The 311-nt window shown below is 42.8% G+C and carries 1 protein-coding gene; it reads left to right on the forward strand.

What is annotated here, in order from left to right; genetic code table 11:
* Positions 1–311 (forward strand): ISAs1 family transposase (locus A7090_RS18025; protein ID WP_198599596.1); only part of this gene is annotated, 311 nt, incomplete at both ends.

Consider the following 311-nt stretch of genomic DNA (forward strand, 5'->3'; position numbering starts at 1 on the left):
GTGGAACATAAATTGTCGGATATTCTTCTGTTGACTATTTGCGCCGTCATTTCTGGTGCAGAAGGCTGGGAAGATATAGAGGATTTTGGGGAAACACATCTCGATTTTTTGAAGCAATATGGTGATTTTGAAAATGGTATTCCTGTTCACGATACCATTGCCCGAGTTGTATCCTGTATCAGTCCTGCAAAATTTCACGAGTGCTTTATTAACTGGATGCGTGACTGCCATTCTTCAGATGATAAAGATGTCATCGCAATTGATGGAAAAACACTCCGGCACTCTTATGACAAGAGCAGCCGCAGGGGAGC

This window comes from Escherichia sp. MOD1-EC7003, from assembly GCF_002965065.1.
GTDB lineage: Bacteria > Pseudomonadota > Gammaproteobacteria > Enterobacterales > Enterobacteriaceae > Escherichia.